This is a genomic window from Alteromonas sp. KS69, assembly GCF_003989595.1.
Lineage (GTDB): Bacteria > Pseudomonadota > Gammaproteobacteria > Enterobacterales > Alteromonadaceae > Alteromonas > Alteromonas naphthalenivorans.
On sequence record NZ_PYHU01000038.1, the window covers coordinates 26,630 to 49,155 of the forward strand.

Below are 22,526 nucleotides of genomic sequence, written 5' to 3' on the forward strand. Positions count from 1 at the left end.
GGGTCATTCATTCCAGTAAAAGGTATATCCTTCTACCACTTGACCGAAAGAATCCGTTACAGGCCGAAGTTTAGATTCAAGCCTTACGGTATTGAGTAAATCTTCCGGGGTGCCAAGCAAAGTTAAATTGTAAGTGGCTACTGAACCAGTTTGCCCAGTTAACATCGCTTCTTCTATCACGCTTAAGCTCTTCAAATACGCATTAGCGTTAGCGTATTTTTTTAATGAATCTATATTGGCAACCGACACAGAAATTTGCACTCTTTCGGCATCTACCGCACCTGGGATCACCGCGTATTGTGAAGATAAGTAGTTGGCATAGGCATCAACCAACTGCTGAGTAAGTGAGGTAGGTTCGTCGGCAAAAATAGACCCGTAGCTTACCTTGCCATTACCCACAAACACCCAATCAAGCGCATATTCACCTTCTTGTGCTTTTTGGGCGTGTTGAGTGAATTCATCCATCGTGAAAGGCGGCATTTCTTGCGCTTCATTCACCAAAGCCGCCGTGGCGGTCACTTCATCGTCTGCAAGGCTGGCTTGTTGCTCTTCGTTTACCTGCAGGTTCGTGCCATCAACCATGTTGTCAACGTCACTTAAATCGAGTTGACCACTTAATGGCTGCGCTGTACCTGCAATAGCGTTTTGGCTTTGATTTTCAGAGTTGGTATTGTCTTGGTAATTAGTATCTTGGTAAGCACCGGACGAAGTAGGTAAGCCTTCAGGAATAGACGGCATTTCACCCGCGGTATTTTTATACAAACGAGCGCCAATAATATTATCAACACCATAACGCTGTGATGATGCTGTTAAAGACTGAACAAACCTACCCCACACATCGTAAATGGAAATACTGGCTGAGTCGGTTAAATCCATTAACGGCAAACTTACCGGCACACCACGGGTTTTCGCGGTGTTAACCAACATTTCCCCTACAGGTGTTGGTGTACTTTCATCTAAAATGATGCGTTCGTTGTCGTCAGTTTCTGTGGCTAACCACACAATAGTTTCTGGTCTACGCTCGCCCCATAAAGGCAGGCCTTCACGTTTCATTAAATCGGTCAGTTTCGTTTTATCAAACTCAGCAACATAAAAGGTGTCGTTGCCTGAATAAGAAAAACGGTACGAGCGAAGGTACGCCTCGGGAGTTCTAAGTGCAGCCCTTACACCAGGGTTCTGCAACACCTCGGTATTTCCCGATACCTTCACCATTACCTCAGTTAGGGCTTTTTTTACTGCATTGGCTTGTGTTTTTTGACTCTGATCACTAACAGGTATCTGTGCTTCATTAACCACCACGTGCTGCGTAGCATGGGCACTCATCGTGCACACCGCTATTGCCACCCCTACACCGCGAATTAATTGTTGCTGAAACATACGCCTAATTTTCCTGTTCCGATAAGAAATCAATTTCTTCACTACTCCACTACAACGCCAAAAGATCGTTGCCCGCTATTCTCTGTCATATTTATGTTTATTTCATCTATAAATATAAAAAACGAAGTTTGAAGCCACCAAAAAAGAGAATTCATACTCAAATTACACTTTTTTCACATGATCTGACCCATATCCGCCCTAGTCAATTGGACTTGTGGTGACTTACTGGTAGAATCCGCGTTTTTCTACCTCTTACTCTTAGTTCTAGGGCGCAAACGTGAGCGAAAATAAAACCTCTCTTAGTTATAAAGATGCTGGTGTCGATATTGATGCGGGAAACCAACTTGTCGACCGTATTAAATCCGTTACTAAAAGGACTCACCGTCCGGAAGTAAAAGGAAACCTTGGTGGGTTTGGCGCATTATGTTCGCTTCCAACAAAATATAAGAACCCGTTGCTGGTTTCTGGAACCGATGGTGTAGGCACTAAGCTTCGTGTTGCTATGGATGCAAACCGTCACGATGGTGTGGGTATCGACTTAGTTGCCATGTGTGTTAACGACCTTATTGTACAAGGCGCAGAGCCGCTGTTTTTCTTAGATTATTACGCTACTGGCAAACTGGATGTTGATGTTGCTGCATCGGTAGTAACCGGTATTGGTAATGGTTGTGAGCAAGCTGGATGTGCCCTAATTGGTGGTGAAACCGCAGAAATGCCGGGAATGTACCACGACGGCGATTACGATATTGCAGGTTTCTGCGTAGGCGTAGTTGAAGCCGAAAAGGTTATTGACGGCACTAAAGTGAAGCCTGGCCAGAAACTTATCGCACTAGGGTCGTCAGGTCCTCACTCTAACGGTTACTCACTGGTACGTAAGATTTTAGAAGTGAGCAACGCCGACGTAAATCAAGATTTAGACGGCAAGCCGCTCATCGAGCATTTACTTGAGCCTACCCGTATTTATGTGAAATCTGTATTGGCATTGCTTGAGAAAGTGGAAGTCAGCGCCATTTCACACATTACTGGCGGCGGCTTTTGGGAAAACATCCCTCGCGTATTACCTGATGATGCAAAAGTGGTGATTGACGAGAAGAGCTGGCAGTGGCCTTCTGTGTTTAGCTGGCTACAAGAGAACGGCAACGTTACTCGTCACGAAATGTACCGTACGTTCAACTGTGGTGTTGGCTTAGTGATTGTTATTGATGAAGCCGATGTAGATACCACTATTGCAACCTTGAAAGAACACGGTGAAAACGCCTGGTTAATTGGTGACATTCAAGCCAAAGACGGTGAACAGCAAGTTGAGATAAACGCGTGAGCACTCCATCAACCAGACTTTGCGTTCTAATTTCAGGTAACGGCAGTAACTTACAGGCCATTATTGATAACATCAGCGCTGAAAAACTTGATGCTGAAATATGTGGTGTTATTAGTAACCGCCCTAATGCGTACGGTTTAACCCGTGCGCAAGAAGCCGGTATTACCGCCATTAGCCTAGACCACATGCAGCATGACAGTCGGGAAAGCTACGACAAGGCTTTGCAAGCAGAAATTGAATCACTAAACCCTGATTATATCGTGCTTGCAGGCTTCATGCGTATCCTAACGCCTGAGTTTGTAAATACTTTTTCTGGAAAATTAGTGAACATTCATCCATCTTTGTTGCCCAAATACAAAGGTTTGAATACACATCAGCAAGCTATCGATAACGGCGACGAAGAACACGGCGTTAGCGTGCACTTTGTTACGCCTGAGTTAGATGGCGGCCCAGTCATCATTCAAAGCCGCGTGCCGGTTTTCGAAGATGACACTGCGGTAGACTTAGCAGATCGTGTTCAAGAACAGGAGCGTCGCATATACCCATTAGTGCTTTCTTGGTTCAGTGCGGGGCGACTTAAGATGGTAAATAATAAGGCTATCCTAGATGAGCAAGAACTCCCAGAATCGGGTTATGCAAACGAGTAAACGCAGCTATGTAGCAGCGTTTCTTTTGGCTTTTGTGGGCGCTAGCGCCCACGCAGCCGATACAACAGAGAGTAAACTTCAACCCTACGAGGCAGTTTATACGGCTTACAAATGGGGCGATGATGTGGGCGAAGCTCGCATTAAACTTGAAGCGTTAAGCAATACACAATATTCCCTCACTTACTCTTCCAAAGTGTCAAAATTCTTTTTATCTGACAAACGCTACGAGCACTCTATTTTTAAAGTAGAAGACAGTACCGTATTACCTATTGAGTATCATTATACTCGCACAGGTACAGGGCCAGATAAAAAGCTCACCGTTAATTTCAACACCGATAACGGCGGCAAAATAGCGGTTGAGAATGGCGAAGAATTTGTTTGGAACGGCCAGTTCGACAACCAAATTTACCGCGTAGACTTGGCAAACCAATTAGCCTCTGGCGAAACGAACCTTTCCTACGACTTTGTTAACTATCGTGGTGAGTTGCGTACCTACGGTGTTGAAGTGGTGGCCAAGGAAAGCCTGTCATTACCCTATGGCGAATTCGAGACGGTGAAAGTGAAGCTTATTCGCGACTCTAAAACCCGTGAAACCTTTGCGTGGTTTGCTCCATCATTAAACTATACCTTGGTGCGTTTGCAGCAATTTAAAGATGGTGAAGAACAAGGCGATATTAAATTGAAGTCTTACGCCACTCAGTAAACGTTGCTTGCACTGTTTGTAGGTGGGGACATCATCGATGGATGAGCCCCCACCTGTTATCTCTTTTCTCTTAAAATCTTTATCATGCCTCGTGGTTGACCACAAGTTAGCTTGGCAACCCATATATACCGCAGTTTAACTTGCACTATAACCATTACTTTTAATGCAAAATTCATGTAAAAATCTTGATCTTTGAGCCATTAAATAATAGGTTTAACCCATGCTGGTCTGACCTCAATTTGATAGTTGCGCACAATCATGCGTAATGAACCAAAATAAGAGGAACGATGAGCGTTACATTTAACGCCTTTTCAGGAGCGAAGTATGGCAGATTTTATTTGGTTTTTATTGGTAGTGTTAGCTTTGGCCGTTGCCAGCTATCAACGTACCAGCTTAGTAACAGCAGTGTGTATTGCTGGCGGAGTCATGATATTAGGGACTCTATTTGGTGATATTGGTTTACTTGGTTGGATTGTATTCCTAGCACTTACGCTGCCGTTTACCCTTTCTAATATTCGTCAGCAGCACATCACTAAAAAGTTATTAGCGTTTTACCGAAAGGTAATGCCAGAAATGTCTAGTACCGAGCAAGAAGCAATCGATGCAGGGACAGTATGGTGGGACGGTGATATTTTCAGTGGTAAGCCTGATTGGGAAAAACTTCACCGTATTCCAAAAGGTCGCTTAACGGCTGAGGAACAAGCGTTCCTAGACGGCCCGGTTGAAGAAGTATGCTCAATGGTAGATGAATGGCAAATTAACCATAAAGATGCCGACTTATCTCCTGAAATTTGGGCATACCTTAAAGAACATAAGTTCTTTGCCATGATTATCAAAAAAGAATACGGCGGCCTAGCGTTTTCAGCATTCGCTCAGTCTCGCGTTCTTCAAAAGCTTGCTGGCGTTAGCGCCGTACTTTCAAGTACGGTTGGTGTTCCTAACTCGTTAGGTCCAGGTGAGCTACTTCAACACTATGGCACAAAAGAACAACAAGACCATTACTTACCTCGCCTAGCGGCAGGTCAAGAAGTTCCTTGTTTTGCATTAACGGGCCCTGAAGCGGGTTCAGATGCCGGCGCTATTCCTGATGTGGGTGTGGTCTGTAAAGGCGAATGGAACGGTGAAGAAGTGCTAGGTATGCGCCTAACCTTCGACAAACGTTATATTACCCTTGCGCCAGTGGCGACAGTTATCGGTCTAGCGTTTAAGCTTCAAGATCCAGACGGTTTGTTAAGTGAGAATAAAGAGCCAGGTATTACTTGTGCACTTATCCCTCGCGATACTAAGGGCCTAGAAATTGGTCGTCGTCACTTCCCGCTAAATACGCCTTTCCAAAATGGTCCTATTCGCGGTAACGACATTTTCGTTCCAATCGATTACATCATCGGTGGCCCAGCAATGGCAGGTAGAGGCTGGCGTATGCTGGTTGAATGCTTATCAGTAGGCCGTTGTATTACCCTACCGTCTTCTGCTGCAGGTGGCGCTAAATCTGTATCATTGGCAACGGGTGCGTATGCGCGTATTCGCCGTCAGTTCCGTATGCCTGTTGGCCATATGGAAGGCGTGGAAGAAATGCTAGCCCGTATCGGTGGTAATGCGTACTTGATGGATGGCGTAACACGCTTTTCAACAGTTGGTGTTGATTTGGGTGAGAAGCCGTCTGTTATTTCGGCAATCTGTAAATACCACCTTACTGAAAAGATGCGTCAGATTATAAATGATTCAATGGACGTTCATGGCGGTAAGGGCGTAATGCTTGGGCCAAATAACTATTTGGGCCGTGGTTACCAAGGTGTTCCAGTTTCAATTACTGTTGAAGGCGCGAACATTCTTACTCGTAACATGATGATTTTCGGTCAAGGCGCAATGCGCTGTCACCCTTTCGTATTGAAAGAAATTCAAGCCGCATCAATTGAAGACAAGAAAGAAAGCACAACCGCTTTTGATAAAGCCGTATTTGGTCACATTGGTTTTGCCATTTCAAATACCGTTCGTAGTGTTTGGTTCTCGCTGACAAGTGGCGTATTTAGCAGTGCACCCTTCACTGACGAAACGGCTCACTACTACAAGCTGTTACAAGGCTACAGTGCAAACTTAGCGTTGCTTACTGATGTTTCTATGGGTGTGTTAGGCGGTGACTTAAAACGTCGTGAGCGCTTATCTGCACGCTTAGGTGACATTTTAAGCGGCTTGTACCTAGGTAGTACTACCTTGAAACGTTTTGACGAAGATGGTCGCTTAAAAGAAGACTTACCACTACTTCATTGGGCAATGCAAAACACCTTGCATGACATTGAAACAGCCATTGATGACTTCTTAGCGAACTTCCCTAACAAAGCCATTGGTGTTGTGCTTCGTGGTATTGTTATTCCGTTTGGTCGTCGTGTTGGTAAGCCTTCTGATAAAACCGAGCATGCTATTGCGCAAATGCTGCAAACCCCTTGTAGCGCACGTAGTCGCTTAGGTTATGGTCAGTATCTGTCTCGTGAAGAAAGTAACTTGTTCGGTGACTTAGAACAGACTCTTGATGACGTGTTAGCAGCCGAGCCAATCTTCGAGCGCATTTGCAAACATAAGAAAGCGAAACTGCCTTTCACACGTTTAGCGGCGTTAGCAGACGAAGCGCTTAGTGAAGACATCATTAATGAAGAAGAAGCTGACTTACTTCGTCGTACAGAAGCAGGAAGACTGAGAACCATTAACGTGGACGATTTTGACCACGAAGAATTAGTGGCTAAGGTTAACTCTTCTAGCGAAATAAAGAAACGAGGAGGCAAAGCTGCTTAGTTTAACCCTTCTCAAAAAGGGCCGCTTCGGCGGCCTTTTTTTATGCACTAAAGTGACTGCTATTTTTTGGTTATCTTTGCTCGTGATTGCGCCTGCTCAGGCAGAATCGCAACACGCCATGGTTTCGTTACCTTCTGATACCTTTCAGTGTGGTAATTCGGAACAAGCCAAAAAACTTGCCCAACTTATTGTGAATGATAAAAACCAAGCCCGAACCCAAATTCACTGTAACCCCACCCTAGTTGCCATTGCAGAGCAAAAGGCAAAAGACATGGCAGAAGAAGGTTTAGTGTCGCATTTCTTAGGTGGCAGCCCAAACACACGTTTGCGAAACGCAGGGTTAACACTCCCGTCGTATTACGGCGATGCGATGAGCAATCAGGTTGAGGCATTGGCTGGTGGTTATCAAACAGCAAAAAAGGTGTGGCACGCATTAAAAAGCTCGTTCTCCCACAAACAGCATTTGCTTGGTGAAATTCCTTTTTATGCTGAACAAAATGAAATCGGGATCGCCTTTTTTAAAGATTATAAAACGCCACATGTAGAATACTGGGCAATTTATCTCACTAAACTAAGTGGTGATGCACAACAGCAATCGTTTAGTGAAGTGCCCGATAAGGGGCTAGGCATTGTTACCGAAAATGGTGAAATTACCCCAATGCAATAGTGAACTACACTCTTAAAAATTGTGGCAATTGCAGTAAAAACAAAAAAGCCGGTGTTTTTAATAACACCGGCTTTTTTAATTTGTAACGCTTGCTTGTACGACTAGCTTAGTTGAAGCTTGTCCATCAACAATACTGCTTGCGTGCGGGTATTGATTTCTAGCTTACGTAGAATTGCGCTAATGTGCGCTTTAATCGTCGCTTCAGTTACATTCATTTCGTGGGCTATTTGCTTGTTCATTAAGCCAGCACGAAGGAATGACAATACTTGAATTTGTTTAGGCGTTAGCTCTCTGAAACGTTGAAGCAACAACTTCAATTCGTCGTCTACTTTCTCAAGTTCGTCTTCCATACCTTCAGGAAGCCATTTTTTACCCGCAATGATGTCCACAATAGCCTGCGCCATTTCACGTGTTGCTGACACCTTAGGAATAAAGCCTTGAGCGCCTAAGCTCATTACCTGTGCTACCACTTCTACCGCATCGCTACCAGACACTACGCCGATAGGAATATTAGGATATTGTTCACGCAAGGTAATAATGCCATTAAAATATTCACCGCCTGGCATGTTTAAGTCGAGTAAGACCAACTCAATGCCGTCGTATTCATTTAAAACGGCCAGCGCAGCATCAAGGCTTCCGGCTTCAAGAATCTGCGCGTTTTCAAAATAAGGTCCTAACGCTCCGCTGAGTGCTTCACGAAACAATGGGTGATCATCTGCTACAAGAATTCTTGTCATTAGCGTTGTTACTTCCTTTAGTTCTTATATCTCTAGGTTAATACTTCCGATTTAATTCTAAAAGCCCTATTCGTTAAAAATCACCGCTTTATTTGATTTTTTTACTGTTTTCCATTGGCATTTAAATTTGTGAGGGTAAAATTGCCGACCAAATTCCCGCTAGCTGAGTACATTTTGTGCAAAAACACGACAGGCTTTATGCCAACCCTCTTAAAAAGGTAGCAGATTTTTCCTTCGATGAGTCAGTGGTTGACGTTTTTCCCGATATGATCCAACGCTCGGTGCCGGGTTATGAAACTATTGTTCATACCATTGGCGAATTAGCGAAAACAAAAGTACAACCCAATACTAGGGTGTATGACCTTGGTTGTTCCTTGGGGGCAGCAAGTTTTTCTGTTGCTCGCGCTACACAAGATGTGCCCTGTGAAATAATTGGTATAGATAGTTCCGATGCCATGGTTGACCGTTGTCGACGCATGGTTCAAGCCTTCAATTTGCCAAACCCAATTTCCATCATTCAGCAAAACGCTCAAGATACCCAAATAGAAAACGCCTCTATGGTAGTCATGAATTTCACATTACAATTCATTCCACCTGCTGATAGAGAAGCGCTATTAAAACAAATTTACGATGGTTTAAATGAAGGTGGTGTTTTAATTCTTTCAGAGAAAATTAAACACCCGACCGTGGCTGGCAACGAACTACTGATAGATTTGCACCACCAATTTAAGCGTGACAATGGCTACAGTGAATTAGAAGTAAGTCAAAAACGCGCCGCCATCGAGAAAGTTATGCTAACCGATACCTTCAGCGAACACGAAACGCGATTAAAGTCCGTTGGTTTTAAAGATGTGGTGATGTGGTTTAAGTGCTTTAACTTTACGTCGCTGGTTGCAATAAAGTAGTTGGCATCGCGGAGCATCACAGTCAAGAATGCAATGCGGTTAAGTGAGCAGCTACGCCCAATGCACTTCTAGCCAGCAACCTGTGATTTAGCATTAAAAATACTGTGAATCATTATGAACACTGAGATTCACAATTAAGAATACCGAGAAGAATATGACGAAACCAGAATCAGCGTGGTTTAACGACTGCTACAAATCTATTTTAGATACGCCTTTAGCGCATTGGCTACAAACCCTACCTGCGCAAATGAATGAATGGCAAAAGAGTCAGAAACACGGTGAATTCGATAAGTGGTGTCGTCTACTTGCAAAAATTCCAACCACGACACCTTCGTCCACTACCCTTGTTGATGAGGTTCGAATTGGTTCAGCGGATGATATAGACCAATATACCCAGAAGAAGATATTAGGGTTGCTGCAACAATTTATGCCGTGGCGCAAAGGGCCTTTCCATATACACGGTATTCACGTTAATACCGAATGGCGTTCAGATTGGAAATGGGACAGGGTTGCCCCGCATATATCGCCACTTAAAGACAGAACCGTGCTAGATGTAGGTTGCGGTAGCGGTTATCACATGTGGCGTATGCTTGGGTGTGATGCATCTCGCGTAGTAGGCATCGACCCCACCCAGCTGTTTCTCATTCAGTTTCAAGCTATCAAACACTTTATTGCTGATAATCGCATTCACTTCTTACCGCTAGGTATTGAAGAAATGCAGCCATTGAACGCGTTTGATACCGTTTTTTCAATGGGCGTACTGTATCACCGAAAAGATCCTATTCAGTTTCTCACCCAACTTAAGCATCAACTGCGAAAAGGTGGAGAGCTGGTATTGGAAACCTTAGTGGTAGATGGCGATGCGCAAACCGTATTAATGGCCGGAGAACGTTATGCTCAAATGCGCAATGTATGGTTTCTACCTAGTACAGACGCCTTAACGGTTTGGCTAGCGCGTCTTGGGTTTGAAAACATCCGCGTGGTTGATAAGAACTTCACAACGCTGGATGAACAACGGGCCACTGAGTGGATTGAAGGCCAGTCATTGAAAGATTTTCTCGACCCTGAAGATATTACTCGCACCATTGAGGGGTATCCTGCACCACAACGAGCCGTGATTGTCGCGAATCGTAAATAAGTTCACCCCTATGTAATGCAATCGTTATGTTGGCATAAATGTTGTAACCTATATTCCCCATGATGTACGTATTCTGCATTTAATAGGGTTGCAACATGGACATACATGGGTTTTTAAAGACACATCAGCTACCAAGTACGTATGCGGACACTGCACAAAAATGGTTCATCCCATTATGCGAACGGTTAGTTAAGCACCAAGACGGTGCGGCAAATTCAATCAAAGCCCCATTGGTGGTCGGAATTAACGGCTGCCAAGGCTCAGGAAAATCTACGCTTACTGATTTTGTTAGCGCGTATTTAACCAGCATTTACGCTAAAAAAGTGGTTTGCCTTTCTATTGATGACTTTTATTTAGATAAATCGCAACGAAATGCGCTATCGATAAAAGTCCATCCGCTGCTTGCAACCAGAGGTGTACCCGGTACACACAATATGCCTCTTGCCCTTGATACGTTTAAGCAGCTTAAAGGCAGCGGCCAAGTGGCCCTTCCCCGTTTCAATAAAGCGATAGACGACCCCTTCCCCGTTAATCAGTGGCCTGTAGTGACGGCGCCACCAGATATCATTATTTTAGAAGGATGGTGTGTTGGGGTAACACCGCAAAACGCTGCCGATATAAAGCAACCCATAAATAGTTTAGAAGAAAACCAAGATCCACTTGGTATTTGGCGTTCGTTTGTTAATACTGAATTATCAAACGACTATCAAAGCTTGTTTGATCAAATCGATTATCGGGTTATGTTAAAAGCCCCCTCGTTTGAATGTGTTTACCGCTGGCGGTTAGAGCAAGAGCATAAACTTGCTGTAGCAACCAAAGGCGCTTCTACAGGGGTAATGTCCGATGAACAAGTTGCACAGTTTATTCAGAATTACCAACGACTAACCGAACATGCACTTAAAACATTGCCTACAAAGTGTGACACTGTGTATTCGCTAGATGAAACAAGAACTATAACCGGCGAGGAAGTAAAGTAATGACAAGAACGCTAGTTTTCACCGATATGGACGGCACGCTGTTAGACCACCATACCTACTCCTTTGAGGCGGCGAAACCTGCTTTAACAGCGTTGGAGTCACGAGATATACCGGTTATTCCAACCACCAGTAAAACCTTTGCTGAGCTACAGCCTTTGCGAGAGCAAATTGGCCTTACTGGGCCATTCATCATTGAAAACGGCGCTGCCATATTCATTCCACATGGTTTTTTCAAAAAGAAGCCTAGCGGAACCGTATGGGTAGATGGTTACTGGTGTAAATCGTTTATATCCAATAAAAATTACTGGATTAAACTTCTCGATAAAATCAAAGCAGATTTTGAAGGTGAGTTTAAACAGTTTTCGCAAATGAGTTTAGAAGAAATTCAAAGCAGCACAGGCTTAGACGAAGCGTCTGCTGCCCTAGCAGCTAAACGTCAATTTGGAGAACCTGTACTTTGGACTGGTTCTGATGAAAACAAACAAAAATTTATTGCGGCAGTTAAAGACCGTGGCGCCTATCCTCTAGAAGGCGGGCGATTTATCCATGTATCTGGCAATTGCGACAAAGGCCAAGCCCTTAAATGGCTAGCGGCTGAATACCAAAGACAACATGAAAGTCATGTTAAAACCGTTGCCCTTGGCGATGGAAAAAACGATATTGCTATGCTTGAAGCAGCACATATCGCTATACGAATTTTATCTCCGGTAAATCCTCCGCCTTCTGTTAAAAAAGACGAGGTTTATACCAGCACGTTACCTGGCCCAGAAGGCTGGAACGAAATGCTAACTCAATTGCTTTCCCTATAATCAGGAGGACACATGGCTGATTTTTATCAAAACGGTGTGGTTACAACTTTACATAATCTTTCTCGTAGACCAACAGAGGAACTAGAAGCCGAGTTACTCCGCTTTTCACAGAAACGCCCCATGGCACTTATCTTGCCATCACTTTTTTCAGAACTAGAAGGTGATGCCTTACCTCATATTGTTGATGAATTAACGGGCGTACCTTACTTATCGGAAATCGTGATAGGGCTAGATCGCGCTGATATGGCGCAATATAAACATGCGCTTAAGTTTTTCGACAAACTGCCTCAGCATCATCGCGTGCTTTGGAACGACGGTCCTCGCTTGAAAGCCCTTGATGAAGAACTACAATCAAAAGGTCTTGCACCGAAAGAGTTGGGTAAAGGCCGTAATGTTTGGTATTGCATGGGTTATGTTTTAGCATCAAACCGTGCTGAGTCTGTTGCTCTGCATGATTGCGATATTGTGACGTACAACAAAGACTTGTTGGCTAAGCTTATTTACCCTGTCGCAAACCCGAATTTTAACTACGAGTTCTGTAAGGGCTACTATGCCCGTGTAGCGAACGGTAAAATTAACGGCCGCGTATCTCGATTATTAGTGACGCCGTTATTACGCGCACTTAAGCGTATTATGGGTGACAACGAATACCTTGAGTTTATGGACAGCTTCCGCTATCCATTAGCCGGAGAATTTTCGTTCCGCCGCGATGTGCTAAACGATATTCGCATTCCAAGTGATTGGGGCTTAGAAATTGGCGTACTATCTGAAATGCATCGCAATTATTCGCACAATCGCCTTTGCCAAGCCGACATTTGCGACATTTACGATCACAAGCACCAAGATTTGTCGCTTAATGATGAACATGGTGGCTTATCTAAAATGTCTATCGACATTACTAAGGCCATCTTTAGAAAGTTGGCTACCCAAGGTTATACCTTTAGTAACGAGATGTTCCGCTCTATCAAGGCTACGTATTTCAGAATTGCGCTAGACTTTATTGAGACCTATCACAACGACGCAGTCATGAACGGTCTTACGCTTGATATTCACAGTGAAGAAAAAGCAGTTGAAATGTTCGCCAGTAACATCATGAAAGCTGGACAGAACTTTTTAGAAAACCCAATGGAAACCCCTTTCATTCCAAGTTGGAACCGAGTAACCAGCGCTGTGCCAGATATTCTCGAGCGCTTGCTGGAGGCCGTTGAAGCTGACACCGCAGAATTTATGGAGTAATAGACAATGACATGGCAAGTACTCCATGACAAAGTGAAGCACCATCTAGAATATATCTATGCTGATGTGCCCCTTGAGCATTCATTAGAAAGCTTAACCATGTCGTTGATGGAGACGATGGGCATTAAGCCTGATGAAGATGTGTCGCTTCCTCAATCCCATTCTAATTATTGGGACGAGGAAGACATCATCATGATCACCTATGGCGATAGCGTTATTGATGGCGACGAGCGACCGCTCGTTACCCTCAATCGCTTTTTAAATCGCTATAGTAAGAACACCATCAATAATGTGCACATTCTGCCTTTCTTTCCATACAGTTCAGACGATGGCTTTTCGGTTATCGACTATTCAAGTGTGAATGAAGCCTTGGGCAGCTGGGACGATATTGAAGCCATTGCGAAAGACTACGGGTTAATGACTGATTTGGTGATTAACCACTGTTCTGCGCGCAGTGTATGGTTCGATAATTTCATCAAAGGTGAAGGTCCAGGTTCAGATTTCTTCTTTACTGGGGATCCCGCTGACGATTTGTCTATTGTTACTCGTCCTAGGGTTTCGCCTTTATTGCGTGAAACAGAAACCAAAGATGGCACTAAACATGTTTGGTGTACTTTCAGTCATGACCAAGTCGATTTTGATTTCAGGAACCCTAAGGTACTTCTTACGTTCATTGATATCATTCGTTTGTATATCGACAAGGGCGCAAAAATATTCCGCTTAGACGCTGTGGCGTTTTTGTGGAAAATTGTTGGCACTAACTGCATTAACCTTCCTCAAACTCATGAGGTTATTAGGTTAATTCGCACGCTGATTGAACATGTCGACCCGTCTATTATTATCATTACTGAGACCAATATTCCCAACAGGGAAAATTTGACCTATTTCGGTAATGCCAATGAAGCCCATGCTATTTATAACTTTTCATTGCCACCACTATTGGTCAACACCTTGGTAACGGGTAATTGTAAGTACTTAAAGAGTTGGATGATGAGCATGCCACCTGCGCAAAACGGTACGGCTTACTTTAACTTCATTGCATCGCACGATGGTATTGGCCTTCGCCCTGCCGAAGGGTTGCTAGACGATGAAGAAATTTCAGAACTTGTGCATACCATGCAAAACTTTGGTGGCAAAATTTCGTGGCGCGCGTCTGATCATGGGCAGCAAAAGCCTTATGAAATAAATATTACGTTATTTGATGCGTTACAGGGAACAACAAAAGGCCCGGATAAATGGCAGATAGACCGCTTTATCTGTGCGCACGCCATTATGCTGGGAATGGAAGGTATTCCAGGCATTTATATTCATAGTTTATTAGGTACGTCTAACGACTATGAAAAAGTGGCTAATACAGGGCAAAACCGTTCAATTAACCGCAGACGTTGGGACTTTAAAGAACTAGAAGCCTTGCTTGATTCGCCCTATTCTCAGCATCACAAAGTATTGACGCGATTGTCTCAGTTAATTCGAATTCGTAAAGCTCAGCCAGCATTCCACCCGAATGCCACGCAATTCACGTTGCAGCTTAACGAAAGTATTTTCGGTTATTGGCGACAAAGTTTAGACAGAAAGCAAAGTATCTTCTGCATTAGTAATGTGTCGGATGAAGAGCAAACTATTCTACTGTCAGATATCAACTTAATTGGTACGGATAACTGGATAGATCTTGTGACTCGCCAACAAATTGCTTTGTCGGATGCCTTTTTGCAATTGAAACCCTATCAAACACTTTGGATAAGCAACCAAGACTTTGAGTAAACTCCAGTTCTTGAGCTTTCCACTCACCTCTTACAAACGGCGCATATAGCGCCGTTTTTGTTATAATTTCCTTATCGTCATTGCCTAATACATTGGTTTATTGGCGCATTTAGGTGATAATCCCCACCCTCAAATTAGGGAGTGGTTTTCATGTCTTCAAAATGGTTATCGTTAGAACACGCATTAGAAAAAGCGATTGATGCAACTAGCACCTTAGGTGAATCTGAAACCATTGCGTTGAGTCGCGCCTTAGGAAGAATCACTGCCTCTGAAGTACATGCTACACTCTCTGTGCCCCCGTGGGATAACTCGGCAATGGATGGCTTCGCTATTAATGCAGCTAGTAGTCAACCAGACACGCTTATGCCTATACAGGGCACCATTACCGCTGGCATGGCCGCAGACGAACCTTTAAAACCCGGCCACGCGATAAAAATCATGACGGGCGCACCAGTACCTCCAGGCGCGGATGCTGTAGTCATGGTTGAAAATACGTCTACTGAAGGCAATCACGTAAGTATTAATAAGCAGCACGCTTGTGGCGAAAACATTCGCAAGAAAGAAGCGGATATTAAAATTGGACAGTCACTGGTAAATCAAGGTATTCGATTACAGCCACAGCACCTTATGTTGTTGTCTTCACAGGGGCTCACCACGGTAGACGTAGTAAAACAAGTTAAGGTGGGTGTTGTCGCCACAGGTTCTGAACTAGCTCAACCTGGCGAACCCTGCTTACCTACCCAAATATATGAGTCGAATCGTATTGGTGTGAGTGCCCTACTTTCAGAGTTGGGCGTTGAGATTATCGATTTCGGCATAGTAAAAGACGATGAACAATCACTCACCGCCCTGTTCAAAGAAGCCAGCGCACGGGTAGATGTGATGGTAAGTAGTGGCGGTGTGTCGGTTGGCGACGCCGATTATGTGAAAGACGTAATAGAAACTTTAGGTAGTATCGACTTTTGGAAAGTGGCAATTAAACCGGGTAAACCTTTTGCCTTAGGCCATATTGGCAATACCTTATTTTGTGGTTTGCCTGGTAACCCTGTTTCTGCCTTTGTAACCGCTAAACTTCTTGTTACCCCGTTAATTAGAAAAATGCAGGGTGAACAGCAAGTTCGTAAGCCGCTAACCGTTAATGCCACGGTAACATGCGACATTAAACGTCGTGCTGGCCGTCGGGATTTTCAGCGCGCCACGATAACCTATGATGAAAACTTCAACCTTCTGGTAACGCCGTTTCGCACACAAAGTTCTGGTGTCATGACGTCTATTACCGCAGCCAATTGTTTAATGGTTATTCACGAAGACATCAGTCATGTTGAAAAAGGCACAACCCTGCCTGTTATTCCTTTTGATTTACTTTCACCTGAATCGGATCTGTAGCCTTGAAGAACAAACGTTATCTACTTGAAGGTAGAGATATTATAAAGCTGGCTTGGCCACTATTAATTGCGCAAATTACCCAAATGTTAATGGGCGTGAGCGATACCATTATGGCTGGCCGTTATAGTGCGACTGATATGGCTGCGGTGGCGCTTGGTTTTAGTATTACCGTACCCTTGTTGTGTTTTATACAAGGTATTGCGCTAGCTTTACCGCCCATTATTTCAAGGCTTCAAGGTACAAAAGACATCACCGGCATTGCCAATGCCAGTCAACAAGCAGGCTACTTAGTGTGTTTCGTTGGTGTAGCGATGGCTGCGCTTATTCCCTTTGCTGGTAACATCGTATCACTATTCCCCATGGCAGATGAGCTACATACCATCACCGTGGATTATGTGGTTTATGTGCTGTGTGCCATGCCGGGATTCGCGCTTTATCAATGGCTAAGAAACTACTGTGAAGGACTGGGTAAAACCAAGCCAACCATGTTAATTACCGTGATTGGTTTAATGGCCAACATACTAGGTAACTACCTTTTCATTTACGGTATTGGCCCTATACCCGCTTTTGGTGGCGCGGGTTGTGGTGTAGCAACAGCTATTGTTATTTACACCATGCTAATTGCTACCTTCATTTACGTACGTTTTAGCCCCGCGCTAAAAAAATATCAGCTTTTCGATACGTACTACAAGCCGTCAGTGGTTGCCATAAAGCGTACCTTCAAGCTTGGCCTTCCCATCGCCATGACATTGCTGTTTGAAGTAACCTTATTTGCGGTAGTGGCATTATTGCTTGCCCCCTTTGGCTCCACCACAGTTGCCGCCCACCAAGTAGCCCTTAATTTTTCTGCGCTCATGTTTATGGTACCCATGAGTATTGGTATGGCAGCGTCTATTCGCATAGGTTACCGCATTGGGCAAAATAATAGACGGCAGGCTAAGGTTGCCGCTAAGTGCTCAATTTTAATTGGGTTTGTTACCGCGGCTTGTACGGCTACTTTCACGCTAAGTGCCAAAGCATTCATCATTGGGCTTTATACCAGCGATGAGGCGGTTTACCAAATGGCGAATGCCCTACTTATTTACGCAGCAATTTTTCAGCTTTCAGACGCTATACAAGTAATATCAGCCAATGCGCTTCGTGGCTACAAAGACACTACCGCCATGTTTATCATTACGTTTGTGTCTTACTGGTTAATTGGTTTGCCCACCGGCGTTATATTAGGCCGTACTAATTGGATAACGGCAGAGCCTATGTCTGCTGGCGGCTTTTGGATTGGATTTATTGTGGGGTTAAGTGCTGCGGCAGTCATGCTAGGTGCAAGACTTTATTATATTCAACGACCAAGCTACCGATTCGCCACGTAATTTAATTGATACCCTGCCTATCGGTTATGCCTCGTTGCTCCGATAGGCGTTCCAATCACTAGGTGCATCAATATCAAATGCAGACTCGGGGTGATTGACACCAATAGCCTGCCCCTTGTCTTTCCAGTCTTCTATTACTTTCTTTGCGCCTTTGTCGCCGCTTAACGCAAGCAAGCTCTCGAATGCTGCTTTGGGGAATATAGCAGGCACTGTCGCTTTTACTTTCACTTGCTCATCAAGACCGCGTTTATGCCACTGACTGTAAATGATGTGATTGGGATTTGATGGGATTTCGTTGAGCAATGCTTGCAGTGTAGCGGTGGTAACACTGGCTAAGTCGGCTAAGTGTACTAACACATGGGTGTACTCATTGCAGGCTGCCTGCATAAGGCTCTTTTCCAGCATAAGAGCCTGCAGACCACAACGAATACTCGACGCAATGCCTTCACGCCACAACGGGTTGTAACACACCTTAGTGCTATTGCTATCTTGAGCTGCGCTTGCCGTAATTATATCGCCAACATCAACAACATCACTGTGCCAACGCCCAGTAACCACATAAGTACCGGCAAGATTAAGCCCGTGTAACTGCTGCAACGCGTATTGGATTAACGGCAACCCATTATGATGCGGGGAGAGTAACTTGTTACCGCCGTAACGCTTACTTTCCCCACCCGCCAACAGTATGCTTGCGACTTTACTCATTTTTTATAACTCTCTGCGTCTAACACACTGACTAATGAGAACGGCTAATGCAAACGGCCTTATAAACAATGCCTAGCGTGAACGGCTGAGCTCTTTAATGGCCTGAGTTAAGCCTTCAAGAGTTAGCCCGTACATTCTATCTTCAACAATTTCTTTTATAATAGAAATAGACGAATAGTAAGGCCAATAATTTTCCGCTTGCGGGTTTAACCAAACCGCTTTATTAAAGTGGTTCAGTATTCGGCCTAGCCATGCACTACCCGGTTCTTCGTTCCAGTGTTCAACGCTTCCACCAGGATAGGTAATTTCATAAGGCCCCATGGTGGCATCGCCAACAAAGATAACTTTATAGTCTTTACCGTACCGGTGAATAATATCGTGAACCGATACCCGCTCTTTTTCACGGCGCAGATTGTCTTTCCATACTTCTTCATACACACAATTATGAAAGTAGAAGTACTCGAGGTATTTAAACTCACTCTGCACTGCAGAGAAAAGTTCTTGCGTGGTTTTAACGTGAGGATCCATAGAGCCGCCCACATCAAAAAACATTAGCACCTTAACCGCGTTATGACGCTCGGGCGACATGTGTATATCTAGCATACCGCCTTTTTTGGCCGTTTCACCAATGGTGGTAGCCACATCAAGTTCTTCACTGGCACCGGTTCTGGCGAACTTACGTAATTTACGCAAGGCCACTTTAATGTTTCGTGTCCCTAGCTCTACATCGGCAGATAAGTTTTTAAACTCGCGCTTATCCCACACTTTTACCGCCGAGTTACGACGATTGCCCTTTTGCCCAATACGAATACCTTCAGGGTTGTCTCCATAAGCGCCAAAGGGAGATGTGCCCCCTGTTCCCACCCATTTATTTCCACCTTGATGGCGCTTTTCTTGCTCTTCAAGGCGTTTTTTAAGGGTATCCATTAAAGCTTCTAAGCCGCCAGACTGGCGTAGCGCTTCACGCTCTTCTGCACTTAAGGTTTTCTCGATTTGTTTACGTAACCACTCTTCGGGGATTTCTTTACCGAATAAATCGATAGATTCTACCCCCTCAAAATAATCGGCAAATGCTCTGTCGAATTTATCGTATTGAGACTCATCTTTCACCATGATGGTTCGAGACAAACTATAGAAGCCTTCTAAATCTGCATAAACAATATGCTTTTCCAAGGCGTGGAGTAAATCAAGTAGCTCTCGCAAGCTTACCTTTACTTGATATTTTCGCAGCGTGAAAAAGAATTGAATAAGCATTAGCGGCGCGCCATAAATACCAATTTTTCGAACAAGTGAATATCTTGCTCGTTTTTAAGTAGTGCACCATATAGCGGTGGAATGGCGGCTTTACCGTCTTTCGACTGCAACGCTTCAGGTGGAATGTCTTCGGCCACCAGCAATTTCAACCAATCGATAAGCTCTGAGGTAGAAGGTTTCTTCTTAAGCCCTGGAACATCACGAATCTCAAAAAAGGCTTTTAATGCTTCATCAAGCAGCTTTTTCTTTAAGTCGGGGAAATGCACATCTACGATTTGCTGCATTTCTTCAGGCGTAGGAAATTTAATGTAGTGGAAAAAACAACGACGTAGGAAGGCATCAGGCAGCTCTTTTTCGTTATTTGACGTGATGATTACTATGGGGCGCTCTGTGGCCACCACACGCTCTTGAGTTTCATATACAAAGAATTCCATCTTATCGAGCTCTAGCAATAAGTCGTTTGGAAACTCAATATCCGCTTTGTCTATTTCATCAATTAATAAAATAGGACGGTTGCCTGCTTCAAATGCCTGCCACAGTTTTCCTTTAACAATGTAATTGCCAATATCGTGAACGCGATCGTCACCCAGCTGTGAATCACGAAGACGAGATACCGCATCGTATTCGTACAAGCCTTGTTGTGCCTTTGTAGTAGATTTGATGTGCCACTGAATTAAATCGGTTCCAAGACTGGCGGCTAACTCTTCAGCCAACATGGTTTTACCGGTGCCCGGCTCACCTTTGATAAGCAGTGGACGCTCTAGCGTAATGGCGGCATTCACGGCAAGTTGCAAATCTTTTGTAGCGATATAATTCGACGTTCCACTAAAAGCCATTATGGTTTTACCTCTTTCGTTCTGATTCGTCATGTAAAATAACAATAACATATAGCGAAAAAGCACTTTGCATTTTCACGTTTGGGACCAATGATATAGGGGTATGACGAAATCCCCAAATTCAGGCTATGAATTATTAACTATTATAAAGGTCGTACCGATCACGACTGCTGGGATTTCCTAACTAGGTAAGGATTAATAATGCAAGTATTTGACGACAACTCTCTGGCTATTGGCCGCACGCCTTTAGTTAAATTAAACCGTGTTACTTCTGGTAACGTTTACGCAAAGGTTGAGTCTCGTAACCCTAGCTTCAGCGTTAAGTGTCGTATTGGCGCCAATATGATTTGGGATGCAGAAAAACGTGGCGTGCTTACCCAAGGTAAGGAAATTGTAGAGCCTACCAGTGGTAACACAGGTATTGCCCTTGCGTTTGTTGCAGCATCACGCGGTTACAAACTAACGCTTACCATGCCTAGCAGCATGAGCTTAGAGCGCAGAAAGCTATTAAAAGCCCTTGGTGCAAGCTTAGTATTAACTGAAGCACCAAAAGGTATGAAAGGCGCAGTTGCCGCCGCACAAGAGATTGTGGCATCTGATCCTGAAAAGTACGTTTTACTTCAGCAGTTCGATAACCCTGCTAACCCTGCTATTCATGAAAATACCACAGGTCCTGAAATTTGGAATGACACCGACGGCAAAGTTGACGCATTCGTAGCAGGCGTAGGTACAGGCGGAACCATTACTGGTGTGAGCCGTTACCTTAAAAACACGCAAGGTAAAGCTATTACCTCTATTGCTGTAGAGCCTACTGACTCACCTGTTATCACCCAAGCAATGAACGGTGAAGAACTCACGCCAGGGCCACACAAGATTCAAGGTATTGGTGCAGGCTTCATTCCAGGTAACTTGGACTTAAGCTTGATTGACGAAGTTGAGCAAGTGACCAACGATGAATGTATGGAAATGGCGCACCGCTTGATGACCGAAGAAGGTATTCTTGCGGGTATTTCTTCTGGTGCAGCAGTGGTAGCAGCAAAACGTTTTGCTGAACGCCCAGAGAACAAAGACAAAATTGTTGTTGTTCTGCTAGCCAGTGGTACTGAGCGTTACCTAAGCAGCCCATTATTTGCGGGCGCATTTGGCGACCAAGAAGAAACACAGTAATCACGCTTACCAACCCGTTAAACGGTGACGAGTGTAAATAACAAAACGAGGCTTCGGTCTCGTTTTTTGTTTTTTGCTTTTTGTTTTTAAAAAGGGGCTCAAACCCTTTTATCTCAACTATCTTTAAATAAAGGCAGTTATTTTCAAGCTTCGTTTAACAGGTAAGTGAATATTATTCGAAAGGTTTAGACGTATTGACTTGCGTCTCATCGGATGAGTATCGATAATGTGGGCGATCATTTTCCTTTGACTTGTTTAGGGTTTTTATTAATGCGCTCTTTTCGTTTACGTTTTTATGCCGTTATGTTTAGCGTGCTTTGTTTAGCGGCATGTGGAGAAAAAGAAGAAGGAATGGGTCGCTACGGTATGCTAGCCGACAGTACGCCAGAATATTCGGCAGTTACGTTTCTAAAAAGTGTGTATGAAGATGATAATCTTGATGTGGCAATTAGCCTGTCGTCCGATCGATTGGCTAGAATTCTGACTAATTACCACAGTAATAGAAATGTACAGCGTCACCTATTAAATTTAAAATACGATACTGTGATTATTACCCCACAAAGTGGCAACAGTGTTGGGCGTTCTGAGTTTTCAGAAAAGGCAACGGTTACCGTATTTTTAAGTGGTATGTACGATGACGATAAAATTGAAGACTTGCGCAGTTTAGATCTTATTAAAGAAGATGGTATGTGGAAAGTTTCTCAAATTCACCCAGACCATTTCATGTAATAAAAAAGGCTGTTCGAATA

Annotated in this window: 20 protein-coding genes; 15 read left to right on the top strand and 5 right to left on the bottom strand. The window is 44.0% G+C overall.

Annotation, left to right across the window (positions count from 1 at the left end; all coding sequences use genetic code 11):
- Positions 1 to 3: 3 nt before the first annotated feature.
- On the bottom strand, positions 4 to 1,377 hold the full coding sequence (locus C7Y69_RS17150) for a DUF2066 domain-containing protein (RefSeq protein ID WP_126873516.1): 1,374 nt from the start codon (positions 1,375 to 1,377) through the stop codon (positions 4 to 6).
- A 277-nt stretch (positions 1,378 to 1,654) separates the two neighbouring features.
- Here C7Y69_RS17150 and purM point away from each other — a divergent pair, with 277 nt between their 5' ends.
- The 5 genes from purM (at position 1,655) to C7Y69_RS17175 (ending at position 7,499) form a co-directional block, all read left to right on the top strand.
- Positions 1,655 to 2,695, top strand: coding sequence for a phosphoribosylformylglycinamidine cyclo-ligase (gene purM, locus C7Y69_RS17155; protein WP_126873518.1), 1,041 nt, complete (start codon positions 1,655 to 1,657; stop codon positions 2,693 to 2,695).
- Entirely contained in the window at positions 2,692 to 3,342 is a 651-nt protein-coding gene (gene purN, locus C7Y69_RS17160; protein ID WP_126873520.1) for a phosphoribosylglycinamide formyltransferase, read from the top strand. Before purM ends, purN begins: the two co-directional genes overlap by 4 nt.
- Complete coding sequence (locus C7Y69_RS17165; protein ID WP_185864192.1) at positions 3,302 to 4,045, top strand: DUF3108 domain-containing protein; 744 nt, start codon at positions 3,302 to 3,304, stop codon at positions 4,043 to 4,045. Before purN ends, C7Y69_RS17165 begins: the two co-directional genes overlap by 41 nt.
- A 324-nt stretch (positions 4,046 to 4,369) precedes the next feature.
- On the top strand, positions 4,370 to 6,832 hold the full coding sequence (gene fadE, locus C7Y69_RS17170) for an acyl-CoA dehydrogenase FadE (protein WP_126873522.1): 2,463 nt from the start codon (positions 4,370 to 4,372) through the stop codon (positions 6,830 to 6,832).
- 118 nt (positions 6,833 to 6,950) lie between these two features.
- Positions 6,951 to 7,499, top strand: a complete 549-nt coding sequence (locus C7Y69_RS17175) for a CAP domain-containing protein (protein WP_246604375.1) — start codon at positions 6,951 to 6,953, stop codon at positions 7,497 to 7,499.
- A gap of 101 nt (positions 7,500 to 7,600) precedes the next feature.
- Here the strand turns inward: C7Y69_RS17175 and C7Y69_RS17180 are convergent, their stop codons facing one another.
- Complete coding sequence (locus C7Y69_RS17180) at positions 7,601 to 8,236, bottom strand: response regulator transcription factor (RefSeq protein WP_126873525.1); 636 nt, start codon at positions 8,234 to 8,236, stop codon at positions 7,601 to 7,603.
- Positions 8,237 to 8,412: 176 nt separating this feature from the next.
- On the opposite strand from C7Y69_RS17180, the gene cmoA reads away from it, so the two are divergent.
- From cmoA to C7Y69_RS17220, 8 genes are all read left to right on the top strand, one after another.
- Positions 8,413 to 9,141: a carboxy-S-adenosyl-L-methionine synthase CmoA gene (gene cmoA / locus C7Y69_RS17185; protein WP_013784251.1), complete on the top strand. Its 729-nt coding sequence runs from the start codon at positions 8,413 to 8,415 to the stop codon at positions 9,139 to 9,141.
- Positions 9,142 to 9,295: 154 nt separating this feature from the next.
- Positions 9,296 to 10,279: a tRNA 5-methoxyuridine(34)/uridine 5-oxyacetic acid(34) synthase CmoB gene (gene cmoB / locus C7Y69_RS17190; RefSeq protein ID WP_126873527.1), complete on the top strand. Its 984-nt coding sequence runs from the start codon at positions 9,296 to 9,298 to the stop codon at positions 10,277 to 10,279.
- A gap of 95 nt (positions 10,280 to 10,374) precedes the next feature.
- Positions 10,375 to 11,256 (top strand): kinase, encoded by an 882-nt coding sequence (locus C7Y69_RS17195; protein WP_013784253.1) that lies wholly within the window; start codon positions 10,375 to 10,377, stop codon positions 11,254 to 11,256.
- Positions 11,256 to 12,065 (top strand): HAD-IIB family hydrolase, encoded by an 810-nt coding sequence (locus C7Y69_RS17200; RefSeq protein WP_013784254.1) that lies wholly within the window; start codon positions 11,256 to 11,258, stop codon positions 12,063 to 12,065. The genes C7Y69_RS17195 and C7Y69_RS17200 overlap by 1 nt, the downstream gene beginning before the upstream one ends.
- Before the next feature lie 12 nt (positions 12,066 to 12,077).
- The gene (locus tag C7Y69_RS17205; protein WP_013784255.1) at positions 12,078 to 13,301 is read left to right on the top strand and encodes a glycosyl transferase; all 1,224 of its coding nucleotides are present in this window, start codon (positions 12,078 to 12,080) and stop codon (positions 13,299 to 13,301) included.
- Positions 13,302 to 13,307: 6 nt separating this feature from the next.
- Positions 13,308 to 15,062, top strand: coding sequence for a sugar phosphorylase (locus C7Y69_RS17210; protein ID WP_126873529.1), 1,755 nt, complete (start codon positions 13,308 to 13,310; stop codon positions 15,060 to 15,062).
- 150 nt (positions 15,063 to 15,212) lie between these two features.
- On the top strand, positions 15,213 to 16,448 hold the full coding sequence (gene glp, locus C7Y69_RS17215) for a gephyrin-like molybdotransferase Glp (RefSeq protein WP_126873530.1): 1,236 nt from the start codon (positions 15,213 to 15,215) through the stop codon (positions 16,446 to 16,448).
- 2 nt (positions 16,449 to 16,450) lie between these two features.
- A complete protein-coding gene (locus C7Y69_RS17220) occupies positions 16,451 to 17,815 on the top strand; it encodes an MATE family efflux transporter (protein WP_126873531.1) in 1,365 nt (454 codons plus the stop codon).
- A 24-nt stretch (positions 17,816 to 17,839) separates the two neighbouring features.
- Here the strand turns inward: C7Y69_RS17220 and C7Y69_RS17225 are convergent, their stop codons facing one another.
- The 3 genes from C7Y69_RS17225 to C7Y69_RS17235 form a co-directional block, all read right to left on the bottom strand.
- Positions 17,840 to 18,520 (bottom strand): NTP transferase domain-containing protein, encoded by a 681-nt coding sequence (locus tag C7Y69_RS17225; protein ID WP_126873532.1) that lies wholly within the window; start codon positions 18,518 to 18,520, stop codon positions 17,840 to 17,842.
- 72 nt (positions 18,521 to 18,592) lie between these two features.
- On the bottom strand, positions 18,593 to 19,774 hold the full coding sequence (locus tag C7Y69_RS17230) for a vWA domain-containing protein (RefSeq protein ID WP_062086405.1): 1,182 nt from the start codon (positions 19,772 to 19,774) through the stop codon (positions 18,593 to 18,595).
- Positions 19,774 to 20,610 carry an AAA family ATPase gene (locus tag C7Y69_RS17235; RefSeq protein ID WP_126873534.1) on the bottom strand — a complete coding sequence of 279 codons (837 nt, stop codon included), beginning with the start codon at positions 20,608 to 20,610 and terminating at the stop codon, positions 19,774 to 19,776. Before C7Y69_RS17235 ends, C7Y69_RS17230 begins: the two co-directional genes overlap by 1 nt.
- A 201-nt stretch (positions 20,611 to 20,811) precedes the next feature.
- Between C7Y69_RS17235 and cysK the strand changes: the two genes are divergently transcribed.
- Together cysK and C7Y69_RS17245 are read left to right on the top strand one after the other, a co-directional pair.
- A complete protein-coding gene (cysK, locus tag C7Y69_RS17240) occupies positions 20,812 to 21,777 on the top strand; it encodes a cysteine synthase A (protein WP_126873536.1) in 966 nt (321 codons plus the stop codon).
- A 270-nt stretch (positions 21,778 to 22,047) separates the two neighbouring features.
- A complete protein-coding gene (locus C7Y69_RS17245) occupies positions 22,048 to 22,506 on the top strand; it encodes a hypothetical protein (RefSeq protein ID WP_013784263.1) in 459 nt (152 codons plus the stop codon).
- Positions 22,507 to 22,526: the final 20 nt, after the last annotated feature.